Annotated in this window: 6 protein-coding genes and 1 pseudogene; 6 read left to right on the top strand and 1 reads right to left on the bottom strand. The window is 29.7% G+C overall.

The window, feature by feature from the left end; translation table 11 throughout:
• Window positions 1–210 (bottom strand): annotated as a pseudogene (locus A3IA_RS0107995) (helix-turn-helix domain-containing protein); the annotation flags it as partial.
• A gap of 132 nt (window positions 211–342) precedes the next feature.
• Here A3IA_RS0107995 and A3IA_RS0107990 point away from each other — a divergent pair.
• The 6 genes from A3IA_RS0107990 to A3IA_RS0107965 all read left to right on the top strand — a co-directional run.
• Window positions 343–1,200 carry a helix-turn-helix domain-containing protein gene (locus tag A3IA_RS0107990; RefSeq protein ID WP_018380806.1) on the top strand — a complete coding sequence of 286 codons (858 nt, stop codon included), beginning with the start codon at window positions 343–345 and terminating at the stop codon, window positions 1,198–1,200.
• Between the two features lie 161 nt (window positions 1,201–1,361).
• Complete coding sequence (locus A3IA_RS0107985; protein WP_018380805.1) at window positions 1,362–1,874, top strand: hypothetical protein; 513 nt, start codon at window positions 1,362–1,364, stop codon at window positions 1,872–1,874.
• Between the two features lie 26 nt (window positions 1,875–1,900).
• On the top strand, window positions 1,901–2,419 hold the full coding sequence (locus tag A3IA_RS0107980) for a hypothetical protein (RefSeq protein ID WP_018380804.1): 519 nt from the start codon (window positions 1,901–1,903) through the stop codon (window positions 2,417–2,419).
• Window positions 2,412–3,434 carry a radical SAM protein gene (locus tag A3IA_RS0107975; protein WP_018380803.1) on the top strand — a complete coding sequence of 341 codons (1,023 nt, stop codon included), beginning with the start codon at window positions 2,412–2,414 and terminating at the stop codon, window positions 3,432–3,434. Before A3IA_RS0107980 ends, A3IA_RS0107975 begins: the two co-directional genes overlap by 8 nt.
• A 73-nt stretch (window positions 3,435–3,507) precedes the next feature.
• A complete protein-coding gene (locus tag A3IA_RS0107970; RefSeq protein ID WP_244862338.1) occupies window positions 3,508–5,106 on the top strand; it encodes an ABC transporter transmembrane domain-containing protein in 1,599 nt (532 codons plus the stop codon).
• Between the two features lie 195 nt (window positions 5,107–5,301).
• A partial coding sequence (locus A3IA_RS0107965; RefSeq protein WP_018380569.1) for a transposase occupies window positions 5,302–5,518 on the top strand: 217 nt, incomplete at its 3' end.

Below are 5,518 nucleotides of genomic sequence, written 5' to 3'. Positions count from 1 at the left end.
GGTCTGACGACGACCACAACGTTTCTTGTTAGCTTTGTAGTCCTTGTAGTAATCATAAGCAGTGTGGCCAGCCTTGAGATAAGCAATGACCTTATGAATCGTTTGTCTTGATCTTTTGAGGGATTGACAAATATGGCTAACGGCTATTCCTTCTTTGTAATAAGCCTCTATCATGACAAGTTCATTTGTGGTAAGATGGGTATAGGTCATTTATGTTAGTTCCTTTCAGACAAATGTGGTGTTTATCTGAGCCTAACATAAATGGCTTTTTTCTGTCTAGCTTAATTTTACAAATTAGGAAAGTAAAACTTATTCCCATATATGCTCGATGGAGGTTGAGAAATGAAAAATTTTGGAGAAATTTTTAAAAAGTTTCGAGAATCAAGGGGATTACGTTTGAAAGATGTTGCAAAAGCTGGTATATCAACGTCTCAACTTTCACGTTTCGAGAAGGGGGAGACTGATTTAACGATTTCAAAATTTATGCTTATCTTGGACGAGATTAATATGTCTATAGATGAGTTTATGTATGCTGTCCATGATTTTCATCGTGATGAGTTAAATGAACTCTTGGTAAAGGTTCGAAATTTTGTCTCAACTAATGATGTTGAGGGGTTTAAGAGCTTACTCTATTTTTATATGGAATTAAATCCTAAGCGAGAAAAGTTTCATCAAATCAATACTATTTTATTAAAAATTCGCTTACAAGATTTATCTGGAGAAAGCTATTATACTGAACAAGACTTAATCGATTTAACAGATTATCTATTTAGTGTTGAATACTGGGGCGATTATGAATTACTAATTTTTATGAATACTTTAGATGTTTTAAAACACGAAGTTTTCATGATTTTAGCTAGAGAAATGTGTAGACGTTCCGATTTTTACAAAGAAATTCCTACGAATCGGCGACTGATCTCAACCATGTTGCTTAATGCCTACATTACTTGTATTGAGAGAATACAATTTATTGATGCCTTATACCTTGAAAAACAGTTAAATCAATGTTTTTTTATAGAAACAGAAGTTTATGAACGTTTAGTCTTTAAATATGCACAAAATTTATATAGATATAAATACGAGGAGAATACGAAGTCAATTATTGAAATGAAGAAGTGTATTGCTGCGTTGAAATTAGCAGGAAGTAATAACTTAGCAAAGACATACGAAAGACATTTGGAAAAAGTACTGGAGAATTGAGAAAAATGCAAATATGGGAATAGAATCCTTTGAAATGTAAGAATGATACAATGAGTTTAATATAGTTTTGGAAATGATTTCATAGTAATTTATAAATGTAGAACTAGATGTAATAATTGTATTCTTATCATAGAGTAAAATGTCATGTGAGGTGATATGTTGTGTCAAAAAAAAGAATTTTTAATTATTTCATTACAGTAGGATTTATTTTATGGGCCATTATATGTATTTATACTAACATTCAATTTTTGATTTCCATAATTGGGTTGGGAACTTTACTAACTATACTTACTTTAGGAAATTATTTTTACCATTTTAGACCTTTGAGAAGAAATAAACAAAATAATAATATAATTCCATTAATGTTATTTTTTATTTTTCTTTTCTGTGAACTTGTGATAACAGTGATAATGCTTCTCTTTGCTGATGATATTTCGTTAAAAACTCAAAAAATACTAGCATGTTTATTATGTTTTTCAATATTTTGGATGATGGTTGCCGGATACAAATATGAAGATAATAAATTCCAAGATTCTAAAACCTTTTCAGAATCAAGGTATTTAGGTATAGCAATAAATCCTAAGCATCCAATAGGTCGTATAATTTACGTTAGTGCCTTTATTTTTATTTCTATTATATTTTTATTATTATTATTTTTTGGACCAATACATTAACTCATATAATTTAAGGAGGGAGTACTATGAGTAATAAACGTATTTTTGGTGATCCTTTAAGAGATATGGATAAGAATTCCAAATTTAGCTTGGATGTACCTAAAGATATCGTAGCTTCATTGACTTTTGATAGTTTGAACATACAAAATCTCATGGATCCATATGATTTTATAGAAAGTGAAAGAATTCAATATAATTTGACAAAGGATGATGTTTATTTAATGAAACCGACTGTAGAATATAGTAAAGGATGGTTCTATAGTGTTTCGTATGTAGCTGTACATGAAGTTGCTGCTGGCGCAAATGTAGTAGCTGGACTTACTACAGTTGTAGGAGCTGCTACTCTTGTTGCAGTTGCATTGGGAGTATTAGCTTCTGATCCCGATAAAAGTGAAGAATTTTTCAAAAAAGTGGATAATGAATTTTTATCTAAAATATCTAAGAAAGCGCTTAAAGTTGGCGGAGTATCGTATTTAAAAGATATAATTGAACAATTTGTACAAACAGTTAAAGAGTATAATAGCTTAGGAGAAATCAATGAATGATTTAGAACCAAAACCTAGAACAGCGGCAATTCTTATGACATATCAATGTGTTGCAGAATGTGATGAATGTTGTTTTTCGTGTTCGCCTCGCTTGAAAGGTACATCTTTAAACTTCGATACAATAAAAAATTTTTTAAATAAGGTTAAAGAGCTAGGGAATGTCAAGGTGGTTGTTTTTTCAGGTGGAGAATGCTTTATTGAATTTAAATTACTAGTCCAAAGTATCAAGTATGCGCATGATTTAGGATTTTTAACAAGATGTGTTACTAATGGATTTTGGGGTACAAGTCTAGAATCTGCTAGAAAGCGAGTGAAATTTTTAAAAGAAAGTGGATTAAGTGAAATAAATTTTTCAACCGGAGATAGTCATCAAAAATTTGTTCCTGTAGAAAATGTTTTACGTTGTTCGATAGCAAGTATTGAACAAGGTTTGTTAACTTGTGTTGCAGTAGAGACTAATAGTAGCAAGAAATTTAAAGTAGAGGATTTTATTAATCATTCCTTATATTCCAAATATATTAAAAACAAAAAGTATTCTAAGCTTTTAAAGGTTATGCCTACAATATGGGTATCTTTCCATACTGATACAGTATATAATTTTGATAAATCAATTCTAAAAGGTAACGATGATGGGTGTGATGGAATATTTGATACAGTTGCTTTGGAACCTAGGGGAGATGTAGTTGGATGTTGTGGTTTAACTTCTAATGACATAAGCGAGTTACATTTGGGTAAAGTCATTGATTCTAATTTAGATGAATTATTGTCTGTTCATCATAACGATTTTCTAAAAATTTGGATTTTTGTTGAGGGGCCTAAAAAGATTGTAGAAACGGCTTCTAAATGGTCAGGAGAGCCAATACCCAATTTTGCACATAAATGTTTATATTGTGCTTATTTATATAACGATGTCTCTTTATTAGAAGCAATAAAAGCACACTATTTGGAGATTAGAGAGGATATTTTGAAAAGATATCTAGAAAAGGTAATTGTATTCAATTCAATAAATACTTAATTCAATTTCTGAGCAATTTGGGACATATTAGGTGTAAGGGTAAATCAATTTTATGGACTTTTTTTGGAACTTTGTGCGAAAGCGTAAATATCAATTTGGCTACATTACACTTTTAATATTACTAGGAGTAATATTCTCTTTACCGTTGCCATATATATCAAAACTTATTGTTGATGATGTGCTAATTGGAGGGCATCTCCAAAGGTTATGGGGATATATGGTAATTATTATAATAATTGTATCTATTCAATTAATTCTTGGAAGGTTAAATGCAATATCAAGTGCACACTTTTTCCAAAGTTTTTTAATGTCGTTACGTGAACGAGTTTTATCAGAAAATGTTGTAAACTCTTTAAATGATAATTCTAATATCACGACTGTTATATTTAACGATACTGAGTTGCTTGTAACCAATATAGAAAATATAGTAGTATCGTTTATTTCAAATATATGTTTGTTTTTAGGATATTTAATATTGATGTTTCAAATGAGTCTAACTTTAACGATCGTAGTAGTAATAACGATTCCTATTTATACGTTATGGATGGTACATGTAGGGAAAAAGTTGAAGTTACTAAGTCATGAACAGCAAAATAATAGAGACTTATTATTAAAAGATTTGAGCACGATAGTGACAAACCATGAAGTTATAAAAATCTTTCGACTGTTTTCTAAAGTTAGAAAAGAATTTGAGGAAAGGTATAAAAGTAACTATATAATAAATTCTAAGGTTAGAGGCTTTCAAAATTTTATAGGTATAATTACTACAGCGTTTATCTCCTCAACAACTATAATAATTTTTATATTCGGGGTTTTGTTAGTTAATCACAATACAATTTCGGTAGGTGACTTAATTGCATTTAACACATATAGTGGAGTAATTTTTTCACCAGTTACTCAACTAGTTAATATTATTTCTATAGTTTCAGTAAGCAAGGTTTATGAACAGAGAATAAAAGAATATTTCGAAAAATCTTATCAAAGTTCTAAAATCATTGATTTCAGTAATTTTAGATCTTTAAAATGTTGTAATTTAAATATTTTTAGTAAAAATAAATCACTGATTTCTAATATCGATGTTACCTTCTTAAAAGGGGAACATATCTTATTGAGAGGAGAAAATGGTAGTGGAAAGACCTTATTCTTAAAAACACTTACTAATTTATATCAACATTATACTGGACATATTTGTATTGAAAAAGAGAATGGAACATTGCTAATATTAGATGATCAAACGAAATTAACTCCTACTAATGTTATTTATTTGTCCAATCATCAAGGATTTATTTTAAAATCATTGAGAGAAGAATTTTTTTCAAAAAATATATCTGATGATGTTATATTTAATATTTTAAAAGATATTGGTTTATATGAAAGAATATTAACATTAGATAAAGGAATTTATACTTCTGGTCCAGAGATTTCCAGAGAACTTAGTTTGGGAGAGGTTCAAAAATTACATTTAGCACGAGCAATGTTATACAAACCTGATGTATTAATTTTGGACGAAATACTATCAAATATCGATGCTTTATCTATAGGGAAAATATTACAATTATTAAAATCAAGGCTACCTAATGCAGTAATAATTATCGTAGATCACCATCTTAACATCTCAGTTTTTTTTGATAGAGTTTTTAAAATTAATGACAATTTATTAAGGGAAGAATAATGAGTGCTTGATGATGAAAGATAATACAGTATATTGTAAAATGCATAGAATTGCGCTCATTCTACGCATTTTGGCTCTTTGTCAACTGTAGTGGGTTGACTTATAGCTAACACCGAGAGAAAATCAGATTGGGAGCCCACTGAAAAAGTCATCGTTTGATGGCTTTTTTTGCTATACTAAAGTTGAGGTGATGATATGCTTGATAATCAGTTGACTTTAGATGTTAGTCCCTATTCTACTCTGTATGATATTGTTGTTCCTAAAACTCATTTTTTACGGCAGCTAACGGAACTCTGTGATTTTAGCTTTATTTATGATGAGCTGGAAAAGAATTATCAACCTGACTTCGGACGTCGTGCCTACTCTCCTATCATGATGTTCAAGTATCTCTTACTAAAAGATATTTACAAGT

This window comes from Streptococcus thoraltensis DSM 12221 (assembly GCF_000380145.1).
Taxonomy (GTDB): domain Bacteria; phylum Bacillota; class Bacilli; order Lactobacillales; family Streptococcaceae; genus Streptococcus; species Streptococcus thoraltensis.
This window is presented reverse-complemented; position numbering and strand designations above follow the sequence as displayed.

Bases quoted from the DNA above. Each gene is read 5' to 3' on its own strand.
- A3IA_RS0107990 (WP_018380806.1), top strand. From the start codon at position 343: ATGAAAAATTTTGGAGAAATTTTTAAAAAGTTTCGAGAATCAAGGGGA.
- A3IA_RS0107980 (WP_018380804.1), top strand. From the start codon at position 1,901: ATGAGTAATAAACGTATTTTTGGTGATCCTTTAAGAGATATGGATAAG.
- A3IA_RS0107975 (WP_018380803.1), top strand. From the start codon at position 2,412: ATGAATGATTTAGAACCAAAACCTAGAACAGCGGCAATTCTTATGACA.